This window comes from Pseudomonas sp. NPDC089547 (genome assembly GCF_050280665.1).
Classification (GTDB): Bacteria; Pseudomonadota; Gammaproteobacteria; order Pseudomonadales; family Pseudomonadaceae; genus Aquipseudomonas.
The window spans coordinates 105,832-125,803 of sequence record NZ_JBNNVS010000013.1; the positions used below are offsets into that span (position 1 = coordinate 105,832).

Here is a 19,972-nt window from a genome sequence, read left to right on the forward strand (position 1 = left end):
GTGCGGACTGTCATTGCCGGGTGCATAGGCTGGCCTGCCACGTGTTCGCGCTCTACACCTCATGCGCACCGTGCTGCCAGCTCTTCCTGTGATCGGCCTTATCAACTGTGAGCCAACCCCATGTTCAAGATCGTCCATCTGGTGACGGGCGTGGCAGCCTTGCTGCTATCGCTCATACCCAGCCTGAAAACCGATGCGACACCCTTCCTGCAACAACCTGACGCGGTTTACCTGGCCCTGCTCGGCCTGCTCAACCTGGTCCTGGCCCCCGTTGTGCCGCTGTACTACCGCGGCGCACGGCAGCAACTGCAGCACCTTGCCTGCGCCTTGCTGGTAGTGGCAGTGGTACTGCAAACCCTGACGCTGCTGGCCCGCCCGGAAATGGGCAACCTTGCTGCGCTGGTCTGCGCAGCACTGGCCGTGGCCCTGCACCTGGCCGTGGGCTTTGCCCGCACCCCGCGCAAGGCTCGCAACAGCCAGCACACGACGCAAGATGGCATCAACCGTGATACCGGCACCGTCAAGTGGTTCAACACCTCGAAAGGCTTTGGTTTTATCTCTCGCGATTCGGGCGATGACATCTTTGTGCACTTTCGCGCCATCCGCGGCGAAGGCCATCGCATTCTGGTCGAAGGCCAGCGCGTGGAGTTTTCGGTGATGCACCGCGACAAGGGCCTGCAAGCTGAAGACGTAGTTGCGGTAGCCCGCCGCTGATTGCCGCACCACCCAAAGGCATATTCACCGGCATGCCGGTGAATATGCCCTTGCAACCCGTCAATAATGAGGCGGTGGCGCCTCTTCCCCTTCGCTGCCGTACTGGCCAACCATCTCTTCATAACGTTTGATCAGCTCGGCCATCTGCGATTGCAGCCGCTCGATCACCCGCGCCTGCTCGAACACCACGTCATTCAACGCCTGAAGGGTGTCATCCTGGAACGCCTGGCGGGTTTCCAGTTCGACAATACGCAATTCCAGCGACATGTCAGGCCTCCTGATAGCCAGCAAGTTGCAGCCCACGCAAGCGCTGACGAATGGCTTGCAACTGATCGTCGCTGTAGGCCACGGCCGGGCACTTGCCCCACACCGGTGCCGGCCAGGCAGCGTCGTCACGCTGGCGTACGATCACATGCATGTGCAACTGGCTGACCACATTGCCCAAGGTGGCCACGTTCATCTTGTCGGCGCTGTAGCTGGCTTTCAGCGCTTCAGCCAACAGGGTGGTTTCCTGCCACAACTGCTGCTGCTCTTGCGCATCAAGCTCGAACAGTTCGCTGATACCGGCGCGCTTGGGCACCAGGATGAACCATGGGTAGTTGGCATCCTTGCTCAGCAACAACTGGCACAGCGCAAACTCCCCCAGCACCAGGGAGTCCTGCTGCAAACGCGAATCGAGGACGAACACGGTATATCTCCTTCAGGCAAAACCAACCCGCATCGAGCGGAAAACAGGCCTGCAAGGATACCTTGCACATTCCCGGTAACACAGCGCTACTTTTCGCACCAAAATGAGGCCACCTACCCACCCGCTCCACACGTATCACCCCACAAATGACTCTGGATGAACATGTTGCGGTAACACATTGACTTTGTTGGCAGCTTTTTAAATTTTAATGATTCTCGACTCCAACATGGGCTAATGCTGCCCTCGCCCCGTGTTTACGGCGCTTTCCGACCCTCGGTAGCCGCTTTTGTGAAAATTTCATGAAGTGTTGCGAATTTTGAGCACGCTTGTTGCATTCCCTTCACGCCAAGTCGGCACGACATCTGCAATGGCAGGTGAACGCGACAAATAACAACAGCGGCATTGGTTACCAGGGAGTTTCCTTAACCGGAATCGGTAGTTACAGATTCGTTACGGTGACAGGAACAGCGCTGGCGTTGTACGGCCCATAAACCGGGGCGTGATTTGCGACATGGAAATACCTAAAAGCGACATGGAAAAAAAGTTCCGTAAAGAGTGCTTATAGCCATATCGCCAACAACAGTCAGCGTGCTATACATTTTCGCCGACATAACAAGAAAGAGCTGCACCCTATAACTAAAAGACTTGGACGCAGCGGTACTCTTCCTAAAAACCAAAGGAGCAAATCACGATGCGCGTGATGAAGTGGAGCATGATCGCCCTGGCCGTTACGGCGGGGACCTCGCAGTTGGCAATGGCCTCGGCACAAGACGAGTCCAAAGGCTTCCTTGAAGACAGCAAGCTGAACGTAAAAACCCGCATGCTGTACTTCAGCCGTGACTTCCGCAACAACGACAGCGGCAAGAGCCGCGTGGAAGAAACCGGCCTGGGCTTCCTGGGTACCTTCGAATCGGGCTTCACCCAAGGCACCGTGGGCTTCGGCGTTGACGCCATCGGCATGCTGGGCCTGAAACTGGACAGCGGCAAAGGCCGCGCCGGCACCGGCCTGTTCCCGACCGCCTCCGACGGCCGTTCGCAAGATGATTACTCCGAAGGCGGCGGTGCAGTAAAACTGCGCGTTTCCAACACCGTGCTGAAGTTCGGTGACCAGTTCACCGCCCTGCCAGTACTGGCCACCGACGACAGCCGCCTGCTGCCAGAAGTTGCTGAAGGTGGCCTGATCACCAGCAACGAAATCGATGGCCTGACCCTGCACGCCGGTCACTTCACCGCCCTGAACGCACAGGCCCAGACTTACCACGACAGCCTGCGCCTGACCGAGGCCAACGTCTTCGGTGGCACTTACGCCATCAACGAAAACCTCAGCACCAGTGTCTACTACTCGCGCATCGAAGATCACTTCCGCAAGTGGTACGGCAACATCAACTGGGCACTGCCGATCAGCGACAAGCAAGGCCTGGTGTTCGACTTCAACATCTATGACACCAAGTCCATTGGCGACAACCTGACCGGCGCATTCGTCAGCAAAGCCGACGGCAGCAACGAACTGGACAACATCGCAGCCAGCCTCTCGGCCGCCTACAACATTGGCGCCCACACCTTCACCCTGGCTTACCAGAAAGTCAGCGGCGACGGTGACTACGCCTACGGCGTGGACGGTGGCGGCACCATCTTCCTGGCCAACTCCGTTGCCCGTTCCGACTTCAACGCCGAAGACGAGAAGTCCTGGCAGGCTCGCTACGACCTGAACTTCGCCGAATACGGCGTACCAGGCCTGACCTTCATGACCCGCTACGTCCGCGGTTCGGGTGCCACCACCCAGTCCACCGACAGCGGCAAGGAATGGGAACGCGACGTAGACGTCAAATACGTGCTGCAGAGCGGCCCGGCCAAAGACCTGAGCTTGCGCGTACGTCAGGCCACCTACCGCTCCAGCGACGGCGTTTACTACGGTTCGAGCTCGATCGACGAACTGCGCCTGATCGTGGAGTACCCGCTGAGCATCCTGTAAGCCTGGCTTGCAGTGCCCCGCACCTGAAAAGCCCGGCGATCACGCCGGGCTTTTTCTTGGCTGACAAGTGTCACGCCCTGGGGCATCCTGTACGCCTTCGTTTCACCCCCGTACAATGCGGGGCTATTTCAACGTCTTAGGCAATCGACACGGCTAACCATGCGCACCAGTCAATATTTGCTCGCCACCCAGAAAGAAACCCCTGCCGACGCAGTGGTCATCAGCCATCAGCTCATGCTGCGTGCCGGCATGATCCGCAAACTGGCCTCTGGCCTGTACACCTGGCTGCCGATGGGCTTGCGGGTAATGCGCAAGGTCGAGGCCGTGGTGCGTGAGGAAATGAACGCCGCCGGCGCCCTGGAAGTGCTGATGCCAAGCATCCAGCCTGCCGAGCTGTGGCAGGAGTCCGGCCGCTGGGAGCAGTACGGCCCTGAGCTGCTGCGCCTGAAAGACCGCCACCAGCGTGATTTCTGCGTTGGCCCGACCCACGAAGAAGTCATCACCGACCTGGCCCGTAACGAGCTGTCCAGCTATAAACAGCTGCCGCTCAACATGTACCAGATCCAGACCAAGTTCCGTGACGAGATCCGCCCGCGCTTCGGCTTGATGCGTGGCCGCGAGTTCATCATGAAGGACGCCACTCGTTCCATGCCGACCAGGCTTCCCTGCAGGAAACCTACGACCGCATGCACCAGGCGTACAGCAACGTGTTCACCCGCCTGGGCCTGGACTTCCGCCCAGTGCAGGCCGACACCGGCTCCATCGGTGGCAGCTACTCGCATGAGTTCCACGTATTGGCTGAGTCCGGCGAAGACGACGTGATCTTCAGCGACAGCTCCGACTACGCCGCCAACATCGAGAAGGCCGAGGCCATCCCGCGCGAAACCGTGCGCCCAGCTCCTACCGAGGAGCTGCGCCTGGTCGACACCCCGAACGCCAAGACCATTGCGCAACTGGTCGAAAACCATGGCCTGGCGATCGAAAAGACCGTCAAGACCCTGATCGTGCGCGGCGCCGAAGAAGGCAAGCTGATCGCCCTGATCGTTCGCGGCGACCACGAACTGAACGAAATCAAGGCCACCAAGCTGGAACAGGTTGCCGACCCGCTGGTCATGGCCACCGAAGCCGAACTGCGCGACGCCATTGGCGCCGGCGCCGGCTCGCTCGGCCCGCTGAACCTGCCGCTGGAAATCATCATCGACCGTTCGGTCGCCCTGATGAGCGACTTCGGCATCGGCGCCAACATCGACGACAAGCACTACTTTGGCGTCAACTGGGAGCGCGACCTGCCGGTTCCACAGGTTGCCGACCTGCGCAACGTGGTCGAAGGCGACCCAAGCCCGGACGGCCAGGGCACCCTGGTGATCAAGCGCGGTATCGAAGTGGGCCATATCTTCCAGCTGGGCACCAAGTACAGCGAGGCACTGAAGTGCCAGGTACTGGGCGAGAACGGCAAGCCGGTAACCCTGGCCATGGGCTGCTACGGCATCGGCGTGTCCCGCGTGGTCGCTGCTGCCATCGAGCAGAGCTATGACGACAAGGGCATCATCTGGAACGACGCCCTGGCCCCGTTCCAGATCGCCCTGGTACCGCTGCGCTACGAAACCGACGTGGTTCGCGAGGCGACCGACAAGCTGTACGCCGAACTGACCGCCGCCGGCTTCGAAGTACTGCTGGATGACCGCGACAAGAAAACCAGCCCAGGTATCAAGTTTGCCGACATGGAGCTGATCGGCATCCCGCACCGCATCGTCGTCAGCGATCGCGGCCTGGCCGACGGCAACCTGGAATACAAGCACCGCACCGAGCAGGACGCTCAGCCATTGCCCGTCAATGAAGTGCTGACCTTCCTGCAGGCCCGCGTTCGCCGCTGATAACCAATGCACGAGTGATCATGTTCAAGCGAAGTACCTTTACCCTGGGGGGCGCCGCACTGTGCGGCGCCCTGCTCGTCAGCGGCTGCGCCAACCAGATGTCCCAGCGCAGCGACCATGAGGAGCGCGTCGAGCGCAAACTGCTCGAGCACACCCTGCAGATCGATGTCGGCGAGCCGAAGGTGATGGAGCTTCCGCAGCGACGTGTGCGCGTGCATGAGCAGAAGCGCTTCGAAGTCACCGAGTTCGAAGTCACCCGGCGCTATGACCGCTACACGCCATACCAGCCCTGGCGGGAGATCTACGAGATCCCGCTGGGTGCCGTGGCCGTGGTGGCGGGCGTTGGTGCCAACGTGATCAACGTCTTCGCCTTGGGCAACCTGCCGCAAAGCATTACCCATGACTGGCTCAGCTACGGCGTGGACGGGCTCAACCCGTTCATGAACGTGCCGTCCAACGGCCGCGCCCAGCAAAACCTGGCGGGGATCAGCGAAGTACAGAAAGGCAAGCGCGAAGAATCCACCAGCGTGCCCTGGAGCGAACGCCTGGTCGAGGTCAAGGCTGGCAAGATGACCCACGAGCTGACTACCGACCGCAATGGCGTGCTGCGCTTGAACCTGCTCGACAGCCCGTTCTCCGAGCAGAACCTCAACCACGTCGGCACCCTGCACTTGCAGGTACTTGACGAGGACAATGCGGTACGCGGCGATGCCAGCCTGCTGGTCAGCGCCACCTTGCGCAACAAGCTGCTTGAAGCCCACGAACTGATCTTCGATGACCTCGAAGATGACGATGTCGGCCAGTGGGTACACCGGGTCAAGCGCCTGTCGGAGCTGGGCCTGGAAGAAGAAGCCAGTGAAATGGAACAAAGCCTGATCGAGCTGACCCGCAACGATCCGGAACTGCAGCAGGAGTTTCTGCAGTCGCTGACCAAGGCCACTGGCCGGTTGGTGGCTGACCCCGGGCTGTAGGAGCGAGCTTGCTCGCGATGGGCCGCATATGCGGCCCTTTTTATTCAGGTACAAACAATTCCAGCTGCTCATGCGCCCCGCGCAAATCGCGCAACCTCACCCCTACCCCCAGCAAGCGCACCGGCTTGCTACCACGGGCGAATGCCTGCCCCAGCAACTGTTTATAACTCTCCAGGTCCCTGCCGGCCCCGGCTTGCTCCATGGTGGTCTGGCTAAAGTCGTGGAACTTCACCTTTACAAAGGGCTTGTCGGGCCGGTAACTGCTGTCCATGCGGGCGATGCGCTCGTTCAGGCTCTCCAGCAGCTCAGGCAACCGCGCCAGGCAACTGGCCAGATCAGGCAGGTCGGTGTCGTAGGTGTTTTCCACGCTGACTGACTGGCGGCGGCTGTCGTTGTGTACTGCTCGGTCATCTATACCACGCGACAGCCCCCATAACCGCTCGCCAAAACTGCCGAACTCGCGTACCAGCGCCAGCCGCGACCAATCGCGCAGCTCCAGGCAGGTTTCGATGCCCAGCCGCGCCAGCTTTTCTGCCGTTACCTTGCCCACCCCATGCAGCCTGGCCACCGGCAAGGCGGCGACGAATGCCTCCACCTCGCCCGGAGTAATCACGAACAGCCCATTGGGCTTGCGCCAGTCACTGGCGATCTTTGCCAGAAACTTGTTCGGCGCCACGCCCGCCGACACGGTGATATGCAAGGTGCGGGAAACCCGTCGGCGGATATCCTCGGCAATGCGCGTGGCGCTGCCTGAATACCACTGGCTATCGCTTACATCCAGGTAGGCTTCATCCAGCGACAAAGGCTCGATCAGCTCGGTGTAGTCGCGGAAGATGGCATGTATTTCTCGCGAGGCCTCCCGGTAAGCCTCGAAGCGCGGCTTGACGATCAACAAGTCCGGGCACAGCTTAAGCGCATGCCGGGAAGACATGGCAGAACGAACGCCATAGGCGCGAGCTTCATAGTTGCAGGTGGCGATCACCCCACGCTGGTCAGGCGAGCCCCCAACCGCCATGGGTCGGCCAGCCAGGCGCGGGTCGTCACGCATCTCGATTGCGGCATAGAAGCAATCGCAGTCAACGTGGATGATCTTGCGCAAGGACATGGATGACCGTCAGCACTGTAAATTCATACAGATAGTATCGCATGCACCCTGTCGTGAAACAGCTCACCCGTGTTGCCGTACGATAATCGGCCGCAAAGCCCCGCCGCACCTGAGCTGCGACCTGTTATCAGGCGCTAAGGGTTTGAACAAAAAAGGTTTTTCCTAAACAAGTGCTTGACAATGGTCGGCAAATCCGTAGAATTCGGTCTCACAGGCGCGGGATGGAGCAGCCTGGTAGCTCGTCGGGCTCATAACCCGAAGGTCGTCGGTTCAAATCCGGCTCCCGCAACCAGATTCGAGAAAAGGCCACTGTTTACGCAGTGGCCTTTTTCTTTGCCTGCGATAAAGCAATTTCGAAAAAACCTCGAAAATTCAAAGACTAGCGCTTGACATACACATTCCAAGCTGTAGAATCCGACCCACTGACGCGGGATGGAGCAGCCTGGTAGCTCGTCGGGCTCATAACCCGAAGGTCGTCGGTTCAAATCCGGCTCCCGCAACCAGATTCAAGAAAAGGCCACTGTTAACACAGTGGCCTTTTTCTTTGCCCGCTGAAAAGCATTGCCGAAAAAACCTTGATAAATCAAAGCCAGGCGCTTGACATACACTTGGCACGCTGTAGAATGCGCACCTCTGACGCGGGATGGAGCAGCCTGGTAGCTCGTCGGGCTCATAACCCGAAGGTCGTCGGTTCAAATCCGGCTCCCGCAACCATATTCGTCAGAACAAACCCCGCCTGTGTAACAGCAGCGCGGGGTTTGTTGTTTCTACCCTCCCTGCTTTTCGTCGCCCCAATTTTCCCTCGCCCGCAAGCTAACCCGCAGGCTTGAGACGTTGTGCCCTGGATGAACTATCTTTAACCCTGCCGGGTCGCTGAAAGCGCCTGAGGCCGGAGTAACATTGGATACGTTTTCCTAAGGGACTTCCACTTGGCCGCACCTTCCCTCCACCTCGCGCAGCATGCCCGGGGCAATTCATGACTTCACACAACCCCGAACCTCCGGTGCCGCTCGCCTCGGCGCTGCCCGGTACCGTGCAGCACCTGCCGTTGCTTGAACGCCTGAGCCGCTACCGCCAGCCCATCGGCCTGGCGGTGACCCTGGTGCTGTTCACCATGGCCTTGATTGCCTGCCGCCACCTGCTGAGCGAGCTGGACATCTATGCCTTGCACGATGCCATGCTCAGCGTGCCGACACAGTCCTTGTTGGGCGCCTTTGTGGCGACGGTCGTCGGCTTCGTGATCCTGCTGGGTTACGAGTGGTCGGCCAGCCGCTATGCCGGTGTGAAACTGCCAGCTCGCAGCCTGGTACTGGGTGGTTTCAGCGCTTTTGCCATTGGCAATGCCATCGGCCTGTCGATGCTCTCGGGCGGCTCTGTGCGCTACCGGCTGTATGCGCGCCAAGGGCTTGCCGCAGGTGATGTCGCTCGGATGACGGTTTTCGCCAGCTTGTCACTGGGTTGCGCACTGCCGCCACTGGCCGCATTGGCTACCCTGAGCGACCTGCCTGCGGCCTCGACCGCACTGGGCTTGGCGCCTGGCTTGCTGGGGGGTATCGCCACAGCCGTGCTGGTGGCGTGCGCCCTGCTGCTGTTCGGTCTGTACCGCCGGCGCCTGACAGAACAACCGCTGGCCAATAACCTGCTGGTGCAACTGGGCCGCCGTACACTGCGCCTGCCAGGCGCGCGCCTGGCTGCCCTGCAACTGCTGATCACCGCGCTGGATGTGGCGGCAGCCGCCACCGTGCTGTACCTGCTGCTGCCCGAGGCGCCACCGTTCGGCGCGTTTGTGCTGGTATACCTGCTGGCCTTGGCCGCAGGCGTGCTCAGCCACGTTCCCGGCGGTGTCGGGGTGTTCGAGGCGATCCTGCTGGCGGCCTTTGCCGACCAGCTCGGCGCCGCGCCATTGGCGGCCGCCCTGCTGCTGTACCGGCTGATCTACGTGGTAATGCCATTGCTGCTGGCCTGCGTGCTGTTGCTGGCCAACGAGGCCCGGCGCCTGCTGTTCGCGCAGCAAGCCATCAAGGCCGCTTCCGGGCTGGCCGCACCGATCCTGTCGATACTGGTGTTCCTTTCTGGCGTGGTACTGCTGTTCTCGGGCGCCACACCCGAGATCGACACGCGGTTGGAGCACATGGGCTTCCTCGTACCACACCGGCTGATCGATGCCTCGCACTTCGGCGCCAGCCTGATTGGCGTGCTGTGCCTGCTGCTGGCCCAAGGCCTGCGCCGGCGACTGTCCGCTGCCTGGCTACTGACCACCGTGCTGTTGCTGGTCGGTGCCCTGCTGTCGCTGCTCAAAGGTTTCGACTGGGAAGAGGCTTGCCTGCTGACCTTCACAGCCACCTTGCTGGCCCTGTTCCGCCGCTCGTTCTATCGCCCAAGCCGCCTGCTGGAACTGCCATTCTCGCCGGTGTTCCTGGTCGCCAGCGCCTGCGCAGTCGGTGCCTCGGTATGGCTGCTGCTGTTCGCCTACCAGGACGTGCCCTACAGCCATCAGTTGTGGTGGCAATTTACCCTTGATGCCGATGCCCCGCGGGGCTTGCGTGCCGCCATGGGCAGTGCCCTGCTGTTGGCAGCCGTGGCACTGACCTGGCTGCTGCGCACCGCACCGCCGGTGATCCACTTGCCCGATGAAGAAGAACTGCAGCGCGCCAACCGCATCCTGCTGGCCTCCGACCAGCCCGACGGTGGCCTGGCCCTGACCGGCGACAAGGCATTGCTGTTCCACCCGCGTGACAATGCCTTCCTCATGTACGCCCGACGCGGCCGTAGCCTGGTGGCCCTGTACGACCCGATCGGCCCGGCCCAGGAACGCGCCGAAATGATCTGGCAGTTCCGCGACCTGTGTGACCTGCACCACGCCCGCCCAGTGTTCTACCAGGTGCGCGCCGAGAACCTGCCCTTCTATATGGACATCGGCCTGACAGCGCTGAAGCTGGGCGAAGAAGCCCGTGTCGACCTGCGCCGCTTCGACTTGGAAGCCAAAGGCAAGGAGATGAAAGACCTGCGCTACACCTGGAACCGCGGCGGCCGCGACGGCCTGAGCCTGGAAATCCACGAACCTGGCCACGCTCCCCTGGCCGAGCTGAAGGAAATTTCCGATGCCTGGCTAGGCGGCAAGAACGTGCGCGAAAAAGGCTTCTCGCTGGGACGCTTCAGCCCGGACTACCTGCAACACTTCCGCATTGCCCTGATTCGCTTCCAGGGCCGCCCGGTGGCCTTCGCCAACCTACTCGAAACCCATGGCAACGAACTGGCCAGCCTCGACCTGATGCGTGCGCACCCCGAGGCACCGAAGCTGACCATGGAATTCATGATGATCGGCCTGATCCTGCATTACAAAAACCATGAATACGCCCGCTTCAGTCTGGGCATGGTGCCGCTGTCCGGCCTGCAGCCGCGGCGCGGCGCGCCCTTGACGCAACGCCTGGGCTCCATGGTGTTCCGCCGGGGCGAGCAGCTGTACAACTTCCAGGGGCTTCGCCGCTTCAAGGACAAATTCCAACCGGATTGGGAACCCCGCTACATGGCCGTGCCGGCCGGGCTCGACCCGCTCGTGGCACTGGCCGACACCGCCGCCCTGATTGCAGGCGGCCTGACTGGATTGGTGAAACGTTGATGACCCGACGCTATTGGCTGTACCTGCTGGTTCCCCTGCTGCTGGCCGCCTTGGGTGGCACGCTGGCCTTCTGGCTGTGGACACGCCCGGCCCCCGAGGCGCGCCTGGAACAACTGAGCATCAATGACACCAACATCACCCGGGTCACCCCTGGCGTACACCCCAAGGCCCGGGTAGCCATTGGGGTGCCGCAAGAGCAGGCACTGACTGACAAGCAACTGATCGACCTGAGCCAGGCCGGCGAAGCCCAGTTGGTGCAGGTGATCCTGCCGCCGAACGACTGCAGCAAGCAGCAGCAGGCGATGGACCAGGCCCTGGCCGAGCTGCCGGAAAAGCCGACGCTGGTCGCCGGTATCGGCCCTGGTGCCGCCCAGGCCTGGCGTTGGCTGGCCAGCCAGAACGATGACAAGGCGCGGGCGATTTCTGTGGACTTCAGCCTGGAGCAACCCGGCTGCCAGGCCGCACTGCCGAAGGCAGCTGCCCATGGCCACTGGAACGTCGCCTGGAACGACAACCCGGATGACGCCAGCGCCGCCTTCGTACGTGACCAGGCCAACGCCGAAACCAGCATCAGCGACTACGACATCCACCTGCCACAGGTGCTGAAGGCGCAGCTGACCCAGGCTCTGGTTGGCCACGACGGCAACGCCCTGGCCATCCCGGTGGTCGAGGTTCCCGCCGGGCAGACCACCGATACGGTCACCCTGTTCCTTTCCGGCGATGGCGGCTGGCGCGACCTGGACCGGGATGTGGCCGGTGAAATGGCCAAACTGGGCTACCCGGTGGTGGGCATCGACACGCTGCGCTACTACTGGCAACACAAGACTCCGGAGCAAAGCGCCGCCGACCTGTCCGAGCTGATGCAGCACTACCGGCAAAAGTGGGGTACCAAGCGCTTCGTGCTGACGGGCTATTCGTTCGGTGCCGATGTGCTGCCAGCCATCTACAACCGCTTGCCGGCAGAAGACCAACAGCGCATCGATGCCGTGGTGTTGCTGGCCTTTGCCCGCAGTGGCAGCTTCGAGATCGAGGTTGAGGGCTGGTTGGGCAAGGAAGGCCAGGAAGCGCCTACCGGGCCAGAGATGGCCAGGCTGCCGGCGTCCAAGGTGGTATGCGTGTATGGCGTGGAAGAGACCGATGAAAGCGGTTGCACCGAGAAGACTGCGGTGGGTGAACGCCTGAAGCTGCCTGGGGGGCACCACTTCGACGAGAACTACCCGGCGCTGGCCAAGCGCTTGATTGGTGAGATCGAGACCCGCCAAGGCAAGTCGAGCGTGGCAGAGCAGAACTGATGGCCGCTCCTACAGGCGACGCGGTCGATGTAGGAGCGGCCTTGTGTCGCGATAGGGCCGCAAAGCGGCCCCAGCTATTCTGCGTCGTTGCACAAATCGTGGGGGCGCTTCGCACCCCATCGCGACACAAGGCCGCTCCTACAGGGACCGCGCCTTGGCGCAGAATCAGATCTCGACCTGGGTCCCCAGCTCGATCACCCTGTTCAGCGGCAGGTTGAAGAAGCGCAGGTTACCGTTGGCATTCTTCAGCAGGAACGCGAACAGGTTGCCCCGCCAACGCGACATTCCCTCCAACCGTGAAGCGATCACCGTCTCGCGGCTGAGGAAGTAGGTGGTGCGCATCGGGGTGAAGTCCAGCTCATCCAGATGGCACAGTTTCAACGCAGCCGGCACGTCCGGTTCGTCCATGAAGCCAAAGTGCAGCAACACGCGGAAGAACCCGTCACCGTAGGCCTCCACTTCAAAACGCTCCTGCTCCGGCACTCGCGGCCGGTCTTCGCTGACCACTGTCAGCAACACCACCTGGCTGTGCAGCACCTGGTTGTGGAGCATGTTATGCAGCAGCGCATGGGGTACGGCGTCGGCCCGCGCGGTGAGGAACACCGCCGTACCTTCGACCCGGTGGGGCGGCTGAATGCGGATACTGCTGATGAACAGCTGCAGCGGCAGCGCGCCTTCGTCGATACGCTCTACCAGAATCTGCTTGCCACGCTTCCAGGTACTCATCAGCAGGAACAGCACACCACCGGCCAGCACCGGGAAAGCACCGCCCTGCACGATTTTCGGCACGTTGGCGGCAAAGAACAGGCCATCCACGAACAGGAAGCCCACCAGGATCGGTACCGCCAGCACAGGCGGCCACTTCCACAGCAGCAACATCACCGCCGACACCAGGATGGTGGTCATCAGCATGGTGCCGGTCACCGCCACACCGTAGGCCGCGGCCAGTGCACCGGACGACTCGAAACCGATCACCAGCAGCACTACGCCCACCATCAGCGTCCAGTTCACCGCCCCAATGTAGATCTGCCCCTGCTCGTCGCTGGAGGTGTGCTGGATCTGCATGCGCGGAATGTAGCCCAGCTGGATGGCCTGGCGGGTCAGGGAGAACGCCCCCGAAATCACCGCCTGCGAGGCAATTACCGTGGCCATGGTCGCCAGCCCGACCAACGGCAGCAGCGCCCAGCCGGGCGCCAGCAAGTAGAACGGGTTACGTGCCGCGTCCGGGTTTTGCAGCAGCAGCGCACCCTGGCCGAAATAGTTGAGCACCAACGCGGGCAGCACCAGGATGAACCAGGCGCGGGCAATCGGCTTGCGGCCAAAATGGCCCATGTCGGCGTACAGCGCCTCGGCACCGGTCAGCGCAAGCACCACCGCACCGAGAATGGCCACACCCATGCCGGGGTGCACCACGAAGAAGTTGACCGCCCAGCCCGGGTTGAAGGCCTTGAGTACTTCCGGGCTCTGCGAGATACCATGCACGCCCAGCGCACCCAGCACCACGAACCAGGTGACCATGATCGGGCCGAACAGCTTGCCGATCTTCTCGGTGCCGTGCTTCTGCACCAGGAACAGCGCCACCAGCACCACCAGCGAGATCGGCACCACCCAGTGGTCAATGCCGTCAAACGCCAGGCCCATTCCCTCCACCGCCGACAGCACCGACACCGCCGGGGTGATCATGCTGTCGCCATAGAACAACGAAGCGCCGATCAGGCCACAGATCACCATCAGCGTACGCAACCGCGGGTAGGCCGCTGTGGCCCGCCGCGCCAGTGCGGTCAGGGCCATGGTGCCGCCCTCGCCCTGGTTGTCGGCGCGCAGGATGAACATTACATATTTGAACGACACCACCCACAACAGCGACCACAGGATCAGCGACAGGATCCCCAGCACGCCATCATGGTTGACCGGCACCCCATAGCCGCCGGTAAAGACTTCCTTCAGGGTGTACAACGGGCTGGTGCCGATATCGCCATAAACCACCCCGACCGCCGCCACGAGCAGGCCCAGCGACCGCGCCGCGCCCTGCTTCCCCTCGTGCCCGCCCTCGGCGTGACTGCTTGCCTGAACCATCGACCACTCCCGCAGACGGCCATCACGGCCTTAAGTATTCACTCGCGCACAAGGCCCACTGGGGTACCTTCGCGCAACGGCGCGAAGCATAGCGCAGCGTTCGTCGTATTTCTGCTGGTCAAGCGACGTTACGCTCGCTAGAATTGCGCACTTTTTGATCAGAGGCGCCAAAAAGCGCCCGTCAAGATCGCCCGCGATTCCGGCCGGGCGACCTGCATTCAATACCGAGGTTAGTCATGTCCACCACGCCCACCACCCCCAAGGTAGGTTTCGTAAGCCTGGGTTGCCCAAAAGCCCTGGTCGATTCCGAGCGCATCCTTACCCAGCTGCGCATGGAAGGCTATGAAGTCGTGCCCACCTACGAGGACGCCGACGTAGTGGTGGTCAACACCTGCGGCTTCATCGACAGCGCCAAGGCCGAGTCGCTGGAAGTGATCGGCGAAGCCATCAAGGAAAACGGCAAGGTCATCGTTACCGGCTGCATGGGTGTCGAAGAAGGCAGCATCCGTGACGTGCACCCGAGCGTGCTGTCGGTCACCGGCCCGCAGCAGTACGAGCAGGTGGTCAACGCCGTGCACGAGGTGGTACCGCCACGCCAGGACCACAACCCGCTGATCGACCTGGTGCCGCCACAGGGCGTCAAGCTGACCCCGCGTCACTATGCGTACCTGAAAATCTCCGAAGGCTGCAACCACAGCTGCAGCTTCTGCATCATCCCGTCGATGCGCGGCAAGCTGGTCAGCCGCCCGGTGGGTGAAGTGCTGAGCGAAGCCGAGCGCCTGGTCAAGGCCGGGGTGAAGGAGATCCTGGTGATTTCCCAGGACACCAGCGCCTACGGCGTCGACGTCAAGTACAAGACCGACTTCTGGAACGGCCGCCCGGTCAAGACCCGCATGCTGGAGCTGTGCGAGGCCCTGAGCAGCCTGGGCGCCTGGGTACGCCTGCACTACGTGTACCCTTACCCGAACGTCGACGACGTGATCCCGCTGATGGCCGCTGGCAAGATCCTGCCGTACCTGGACATCCCGTTCCAGCACGCCAGCCCGAAAGTGCTCAAGTCGATGAAGCGCCCTGCCTTCGAAGACCGCACCCTGGCGCGTATCAAGAACTGGCGCGAGCAGTGCCCTGAGCTGGTGATCCGCTCCACCTTCATCGTCGGCTTCCCGGGCGAGACCGAGGAAGACTTCCAGTACCTGCTGGACTGGCTGACCGAAGCCCAGCTCGACCGCGTGGGCTGCTTCCAGTACTCGCCGGTAGAAGGCGCACCGGCCAACGACCTGGGCCTGGAAGAAGTGCCGGACGACGTCAAGCAGGAGCGCTGGGACCGCTTCATGGCCCACCAGCAGGCCATCAGCACCGCCCGCCTGCAACTGCGCATCGGCAAGGAAATCGAAGTGCTGATCGATGAAGTCGAGGAGCAAGGCTCGGTTGGCCGCAGCTTCTTCGATGCCCCGGAAATCGACGGCAGCGTGTTCATCGATGGCGACCATGGCTTCAAGCCAGGCGACAAAGTGCGTTGCCGCGTGGTGGATGCCGACGAATACGACATGTGGGCAGAGCCTATCTGAAGCGGCTGAACCACTGAAAAGCCCCTGCCCCGCCATTGCGGAGCAGGGGCTTTTTTGTCAGAACGTGTGAAACAGCATCAGGCCGCCCTCGGCATCCGGGCTGGCATCCGAGAAGCCCTTGACCGCGTAGAGTTGAACTTTCCATTGCTGGTTGAGCTTGTGGGTCAGGAACAGGGTAAGTTCCTTGATCTGCGACCCCGTGGAGACCACTTTCTGCCGCCAGTCGTAGGAAGCGCCCGCCGAAGTGCCCGTAGCCACGGGTATTGCGAAACCGAGGCTGACAAATACCGGGTCGTCAAAATCACTGTCGGGCGGGTCGCCGAACTTCTTCCAGCCCAGTGTCGCGAAACCGGTGACCGGGCCAAAGCCTTTGGTGATATCGACCTGGGCGGTGTAGTCATACTCACCGGTACCCAGGCACTGGTCTTCATCGGCGGTGGGGAATTTGACCTTGCCGATCAGGTCGAGCATCAGGCCACCGTCACTGCCATCGAGCAGGGCGTACCCGGCGCTGGCAACCGTGTCACCCAGCCCGCTCTCCACACTCCGGCAGCCGCCGGGCAAGGGGTCACCATTGGGGCCTACTTCAGGGTTGGTGATGCGTAACCAGGGCACGGTGACCTTGTAGGTCATCGGACCTGTTTCGTACTTGCCGACCACGGGGACATACCAGATTTCCGAAGTGGTGCCCGTGCCATAGTCGCCGCTTGAATAGTCCATGCCGATGGCGGCGCTGAAAGTGTCGGCCACAGCCGACGCGCTGGTACATGACAGCAGACAGGCCAGAAGCGGGAGGGTGGGTCTCATCGGCACCTCAGTATCCTGTCGGGAAGTGTGGTCGGACTAACCCAGCCTAGTTGCCTAACGCCCTGATCGCTCTGGATGCTCTACTTTTTCGGCGGTCTCTACCTTTTCCGGCTTCTCGACCTTCTCTACTTTTTCAACTTTCTCGACCTTTTCAGGCTTTTCGACCTTCTCTACCTTTTCGACTTTCTCTACTTTTTCAGGTTTTTCGACCTTCTCGACTTTTTCAACCTTCTCCACTTTCTCGACTTTTTCAGGCTTTTCGATCTTCTCTACTTTCTCTACTTTCTCTACCTTTTCGACCTTCTCAACCTTCTCTACTTTTTCAACCTTCTCGGCTTTTTCTACCTTTTCGACTTCAACCCTTTCCACCCGATCAGACCTGCCGCTGTTGCTGCTTTCGGGCTGCTCCACAGTTTCGACATGTTCTGACTTGCCAGACTTGTCCACGCTTGCAGCATCGCCATGCCCACTGGTCTCTTCGATAGCGCCGCGCCCACTGTGATCGTCACTGCCTTCGTTACGAACACGGTTCGACTCGCCAGTGCCATTATCACTGCTGGTGGACCCACCGGAGCCGCTGCTGTCGTGCTCGCTGCCATGCCCCGAGTGGCCTTTGTCCGGGTTATCGACGCGGCCATCCTGGAATTCCACGCGGGTTGCCCGCAGCTCGTGGGTGCCACTGAGCACGCCACTTACCCGAACACGCTGATCCAGCGACGGCTTGCCAACGATCACAGTGCCCTGCCCCAGCGTCACGTTGATGCCTGCCACCACCAGTTGCCGAGCCTGCGCACGCTGCACCAGCCCTTCGACCACGGTCTGCTGCACACGGCCAGCAAACGGCAGGCTCGGGTCTGGACGGGTTTGCGCCACTTCCAGCTGGCGCCCGGTCCACTGGCCACGCACCAGCACTTCCCGTGCGGGGGCTACGCGGGTACCCAGTTGCAGCCCTTGCAGGCTACCAGGACGATCGATTGCACCAATTGCACTGGCCTCTCGCAGGCCCGGTGCCCGCTCGATGCGGGTCGCCACCACTTCGCCCTTGGCATCGCGCAGCCCGCTGACCTTGACCGGCTCGCCTGGGCGCAGGCCTTCAGCCACCCGTGCGCCAGCAGCAAGCCGCACAGGTTGGCCCATGACCCGCAACGGGGCCGAAGCGTTGGGGAGTGCCGTCAGTGGCCCTTCGAAGACGTTCAGGATCGAGATGCGCCCTGCCTGCAGGCCGCTCTGGGTGGCAACGGCCTCCACCGCCACAACCTGCCCGATCGCCAGGTGAGCACTGCTGGCGGGTGCGCCGTTTTCACTCACCGGTACGTCCTTGCCGTAATGCACTTCCATGCCATTGACGCAGATCGAGGCGAACCCGGTAATGGTGCCGACGATGCCGGTACCACCGGTACCGCCCGGGCGCAGGATCGGTGCACCGGTACCGCCTACCCCGCCGCTGCCGTGATCGAAGTAGGTACCGTCCACACCATCGGCCACCGCGCCAGTACCGCCTGTGCCACCGGGGCGTTGCGGGAGCGGTGCGCCAGTGCCGCCGACGCCACCGTTGTCACTGCGCGCACCGGTACCACCCGTACCGCCCGGAAACTGCAGGCCGGCGGCGCCGGCCATACCCGCTTCCTCACGGCTGACACAAACCGGCGCTGCCGCTACCTCGGCAGGCATCACCAGGTTCAACCCGAAAACCAGGGCGAACGTGACGACACTGAAGCAGCGCGCAAGCGGAGTCATGGGCCGGGTGTCTTCGACAAATCGGGATCGGTAGCTTCAGTGTAGAAATAAAGCCCCACAGTGATGCGTTGACGTTGCTCGATGCCGGGCTCATCAACGCTTTCCAGATCTGCTGCGAGCCGGCTGAAGGCCAGCAGCGCCTGCATGCCGTCCTTGGCAACCACGTCACGCAATTGCTCGACGCTGGCCGGGCTCAGGGCATCGTAGTGCGTGCTGCGTTCAAAGAACGGCAGGCCTTCGCCACTGAGGTTGTGTACCGCTGCGCAAGCATGGTCATGCAGGTTGTGGCCGAAGTAAGCGGCCTTTTCATCAAAGCCTTTTTGCGGCACGAATGCCTGGGCCTCCAGGTGTACGCAATCCTGCTCATCGAGCCGGACGATGCCAAGGCGCAACCACTCATCCAGCACCACCCGGCCGCGGATATCGGTGCTGACCGTGGCCACCAGGGCATCGAATGAACAGTCGCCACCCACACTCGCCAAACGTGGCAAAGCCAGCGCCTGGCCAGGTGCCGAGCAGAACGGCGGGCTGGAGGTCCATGCATTGACCAACTGTGCGCCCAAGGTGATGTTCGCCGGCAAGGCCTCGTGTGCCATGCCACCTTCGCTGCGCAGCCGCCGGACATCCTTGCGATGCACGCCTGTGAGCAGGCTGATGCGGCTGTCGCTGGGCGGGGTGTCGTCCAGGCGAAACTCGCGGTCGGCCACGTCGACGAATACTTCCTTGAGCAGGTCGGCGAACAGGGTGTAGGTCACCCCTTTGCGCAACATCAAGCGCACCAGCGGGCGCATGACACGCCGCAGTGCGCTTAACATCGAAGGGGGTAAAGTCGGGCTGATCAACGCCTGTCAGCTCCTGCTGTTGTCATCACCCGGTTCGCCACCCACATGGTTGCCGCGATCGTCACCAGGTTCACCACCCACGTGATTGCCGTGATCATCGCCAGGCTCGCCGCCGACATGATTGCCATGATCATCCCCGGGCTCACCGCCAACATGGTTGCCATGATCGTCACCGGGCTCACCGCCAACGTGATTGCCGTGATCGTCACCGGGCTCACCACCCACGTGATTGCCATGATCATCACCCGCTTCAGCATGGTTGCCGCTGCGTCCAGCGTTTGAACTACCGTCGTGGCCGCTGCCACTGTTGCCGGCATGGCCGCCACCGTCGCCGCCACTGCCGTGGCCACCACCACCGCCACTTCCGCCGCCACCACCGTGGCCACCGCCACCGCCACTTCCGCCGCCACCGCCATGGCCACCACCGCCGCCGCTTCCGCCGCCACCGCCATGACCACCACCACCGCCTCCACCACCGCCATCTTTGGCATAGGCGCTGGAGCCTTGGGAAATCGAGTCAGGGATCAACACAATGGACGCTGACAGCACGCCAGCCACGGCAGCCGCTAGCAGGGCCTTCTTGAACAGCAGGTGGATTTGCATAGTCCGTCTCCAGGTCGTCGCCACGAGAACGCAAAACAGTCATTAATCTTGTTGTGAGGTTTATCTTTTCTGTGCGTGGGATTTTTTCCCACGTTTAATTAATA

The 19,972-nt window shown here is 61.9% G+C and carries 14 protein-coding genes, 3 tRNA genes and 1 pseudogene; 10 read left to right on the forward strand and 8 right to left on the reverse strand.

Annotated elements, in window-relative coordinates; translation table 11 throughout:
• Positions 1–120 precede the first annotated feature (120 nt).
• Entirely contained in the window at positions 121–714 is a 594-nt protein-coding gene (locus ACQKPZ_RS12005) for a cold shock domain-containing protein membrane protein (protein ID WP_427538082.1), read from the forward strand.
• Between the two features lie 60 nt (positions 715–774).
• Here the strand turns inward: ACQKPZ_RS12005 and ACQKPZ_RS12010 are convergent, their stop codons facing one another.
• Together ACQKPZ_RS12010 and ACQKPZ_RS12015 are read right to left on the reverse strand one after the other, a co-directional pair.
• Complete coding sequence (locus tag ACQKPZ_RS12010) at positions 775–981, reverse strand: SlyX family protein (RefSeq protein ID WP_391127074.1); 207 nt, start codon at positions 979–981, stop codon at positions 775–777.
• Between the two features lies 1 nt (position 982).
• On the reverse strand, positions 983–1,402 hold the full coding sequence (locus ACQKPZ_RS12015) for an HIT family protein (RefSeq protein WP_427538085.1): 420 nt from the start codon (positions 1,400–1,402) through the stop codon (positions 983–985).
• Positions 1,403–2,093: 691 nt separating this feature from the next.
• Between ACQKPZ_RS12015 and ACQKPZ_RS12020 the strand changes: the two genes are divergently transcribed.
• The 3 genes and pseudogenes from ACQKPZ_RS12020 (at position 2,094) to ACQKPZ_RS12030 (ending at position 6,219) form a co-directional block, all read left to right on the forward strand.
• A complete protein-coding gene (locus ACQKPZ_RS12020; protein WP_427538088.1) occupies positions 2,094–3,374 on the forward strand; it encodes an OprD family porin in 1,281 nt (426 codons plus the stop codon).
• Positions 3,375–3,743: 369 nt separating this feature from the next.
• Positions 3,744–5,248: pseudogene (locus tag ACQKPZ_RS12025) on the forward strand (proline--tRNA ligase).
• Between the two features lie 20 nt (positions 5,249–5,268).
• Positions 5,269–6,219 carry a hypothetical protein gene (locus tag ACQKPZ_RS12030; RefSeq protein ID WP_427538091.1) on the forward strand — a complete coding sequence of 317 codons (951 nt, stop codon included), beginning with the start codon at positions 5,269–5,271 and terminating at the stop codon, positions 6,217–6,219.
• A 40-nt stretch (positions 6,220–6,259) separates the two neighbouring features.
• On the opposite strand, the gene dinB is transcribed toward ACQKPZ_RS12030, so the two are convergent.
• Complete coding sequence (gene dinB / locus ACQKPZ_RS12035; RefSeq protein WP_427538152.1) at positions 6,260–7,318, reverse strand: DNA polymerase IV; 1,059 nt, start codon at positions 7,316–7,318, stop codon at positions 6,260–6,262.
• Between the two features lie 221 nt (positions 7,319–7,539).
• Between dinB and ACQKPZ_RS12040 the strand changes: the two genes are divergently transcribed.
• From ACQKPZ_RS12040 to ACQKPZ_RS12060, 5 genes are all read left to right on the forward strand, one after another.
• Positions 7,540–7,616, forward strand: a tRNA-Met gene (locus ACQKPZ_RS12040).
• 134 nt (positions 7,617–7,750) lie between these two features.
• Positions 7,751–7,827, forward strand: a tRNA-Met gene (locus tag ACQKPZ_RS12045).
• Between the two features lie 134 nt (positions 7,828–7,961).
• Positions 7,962–8,038: transfer RNA gene (locus ACQKPZ_RS12050), tRNA-Met, on the forward strand.
• Between the two features lie 262 nt (positions 8,039–8,300).
• Positions 8,301–10,943: a bifunctional lysylphosphatidylglycerol flippase/synthetase MprF gene (gene mprF, locus ACQKPZ_RS12055; RefSeq protein WP_427538094.1), complete on the forward strand. Its 2,643-nt coding sequence runs from the start codon at positions 8,301–8,303 to the stop codon at positions 10,941–10,943.
• Complete coding sequence (locus ACQKPZ_RS12060) at positions 10,943–12,235, forward strand: virulence factor family protein (protein WP_427538097.1); 1,293 nt, start codon at positions 10,943–10,945, stop codon at positions 12,233–12,235. The genes mprF and ACQKPZ_RS12060 overlap by 1 nt, the downstream gene beginning before the upstream one ends.
• A 165-nt stretch (positions 12,236–12,400) precedes the next feature.
• Here the strand turns inward: ACQKPZ_RS12060 and ACQKPZ_RS12065 are convergent, their stop codons facing one another.
• Complete coding sequence (locus ACQKPZ_RS12065; protein WP_427538100.1) at positions 12,401–14,311, reverse strand: potassium transporter Kup; 1,911 nt, start codon at positions 14,309–14,311, stop codon at positions 12,401–12,403.
• Positions 14,312–14,547: 236 nt separating this feature from the next.
• Between ACQKPZ_RS12065 and rimO the strand changes: the two genes are divergently transcribed.
• Positions 14,548–15,879 (forward strand): 30S ribosomal protein S12 methylthiotransferase RimO, encoded by a 1,332-nt coding sequence (gene rimO, locus ACQKPZ_RS12070; RefSeq protein WP_427538103.1) that lies wholly within the window; start codon positions 14,548–14,550, stop codon positions 15,877–15,879.
• Between the two features lie 57 nt (positions 15,880–15,936).
• Here rimO and ACQKPZ_RS12075 read toward each other — a convergent pair whose 3' ends face one another.
• Genes ACQKPZ_RS12075 through ACQKPZ_RS12090 form a run of 4 tightly spaced genes read right to left on the reverse strand, consistent with a single transcriptional unit; the run spans position 15,937 to position 19,756 of the window.
• On the reverse strand, positions 15,937–16,686 hold the full coding sequence (locus ACQKPZ_RS12075) for a hypothetical protein (protein WP_427538106.1): 750 nt from the start codon (positions 16,684–16,686) through the stop codon (positions 15,937–15,939).
• Positions 16,687–16,740: 54 nt separating this feature from the next.
• Positions 16,741–18,423 carry a DUF5666 domain-containing protein gene (locus tag ACQKPZ_RS12080; protein ID WP_427538109.1) on the reverse strand — a complete coding sequence of 561 codons (1,683 nt, stop codon included), beginning with the start codon at positions 18,421–18,423 and terminating at the stop codon, positions 16,741–16,743.
• Positions 18,420–19,214: a DUF6502 family protein gene (locus ACQKPZ_RS12085; RefSeq protein ID WP_391127103.1), complete on the reverse strand. Its 795-nt coding sequence runs from the start codon at positions 19,212–19,214 to the stop codon at positions 18,420–18,422. Before ACQKPZ_RS12085 ends, ACQKPZ_RS12080 begins: the two co-directional genes overlap by 4 nt.
• A 47-nt stretch (positions 19,215–19,261) precedes the next feature.
• Positions 19,262–19,756, reverse strand: coding sequence for a hypothetical protein (locus ACQKPZ_RS12090; RefSeq protein ID WP_427538112.1), 495 nt, complete (start codon positions 19,754–19,756; stop codon positions 19,262–19,264).
• Positions 19,757–19,972 lie beyond the last annotated feature (216 nt).

What these genes read in the sequence shown, in the direction of transcription:
- ACQKPZ_RS12010 (WP_391127074.1), bottom strand. Translation starts at nt 981, where the DNA reads ATGTCGCTGGAATTGCGTATTGTCGAACTGGAAACCCGCCAGGCGTTC.
- ACQKPZ_RS12060 (WP_427538097.1), top strand. Translation starts at nt 10,943, where the DNA reads ATGACCCGACGCTATTGGCTGTACCTGCTGGTTCCCCTGCTGCTGGCC.
- rimO (WP_427538103.1), top strand. Translation starts at nt 14,548, where the DNA reads ATGTCCACCACGCCCACCACCCCCAAGGTAGGTTTCGTAAGCCTGGGT.
- mprF (WP_427538094.1), top strand. Translation starts at nt 8,301, where the DNA reads ATGACTTCACACAACCCCGAACCTCCGGTGCCGCTCGCCTCGGCGCTG.
- ACQKPZ_RS12075 (WP_427538106.1), bottom strand. Translation starts at nt 16,686, where the DNA reads ATGAGACCCACCCTCCCGCTTCTGGCCTGTCTGCTGTCATGTACCAGC.
- ACQKPZ_RS12020 (WP_427538088.1), top strand. Translation starts at nt 2,094, where the DNA reads ATGCGCGTGATGAAGTGGAGCATGATCGCCCTGGCCGTTACGGCGGGG.
- ACQKPZ_RS12080 (WP_427538109.1), bottom strand. Translation starts at nt 18,423, where the DNA reads ATGACTCCGCTTGCGCGCTGCTTCAGTGTCGTCACGTTCGCCCTGGTT.
- ACQKPZ_RS12030 (WP_427538091.1), top strand. Translation starts at nt 5,269, where the DNA reads ATGTTCAAGCGAAGTACCTTTACCCTGGGGGGCGCCGCACTGTGCGGC.
- ACQKPZ_RS12090 (WP_427538112.1), bottom strand. Translation starts at nt 19,756, where the DNA reads ATGCCAAAGATGGCGGTGGTGGAGGCGGTGGTGGTGGTCATGGCGGTG.
- ACQKPZ_RS12005 (WP_427538082.1), top strand. Translation starts at nt 121, where the DNA reads ATGTTCAAGATCGTCCATCTGGTGACGGGCGTGGCAGCCTTGCTGCTA.
- ACQKPZ_RS12065 (WP_427538100.1), bottom strand. Translation starts at nt 14,311, where the DNA reads ATGGTTCAGGCAAGCAGTCACGCCGAGGGCGGGCACGAGGGGAAGCAG.
- ACQKPZ_RS12085 (WP_391127103.1), bottom strand. Translation starts at nt 19,214, where the DNA reads ATGCGCCCGCTGGTGCGCTTGATGTTGCGCAAAGGGGTGACCTACACC.